The organism is Stenotrophomonas sp. SrG (assembly GCF_050031795.1).
GTDB lineage: Bacteria > Pseudomonadota > Gammaproteobacteria > Xanthomonadales > Xanthomonadaceae > Stenotrophomonas > Stenotrophomonas rhizophila_A.
This window is the reverse complement of sequence record NZ_JBNBBE010001519.1, coordinates 1-233: the sequence shown is the minus strand read 5'-3', so window position 1 is coordinate 233 and position 233 is coordinate 1. Positions and strand designations below refer to the sequence as shown.

Sequence of the window (233 nt, the reverse complement as noted above, 5' to 3'; positions counted from 1 at the left end):
ACATCGTGCTCGGCCAGCACGTCACCCCGCTCCCCGCCGGCACGATCGGCGTGCGACCCGGCACGCAGATGGCGGCATCCGACGGCCTGACCGTCACCCTGCACGGACGCGGCGGCCACGGCTCTCGTCCGCACTCGACGATCGACCCCGTGGTCATGGCCGCGGCGACCGTCATGCGTCTGCAGACCATCGCCTCCCGCGAGGTCGACCCGCGCGACGTCGCGGTCGTGACA

The 233-nt window shown here is 73.0% G+C and carries 1 pseudogene; it reads left to right on the top strand.

Annotated elements, in window-relative coordinates:
- Window positions 1–233 (top strand): annotated as a pseudogene (locus tag ACQG3P_RS24465) (amidohydrolase); the annotation flags it as partial.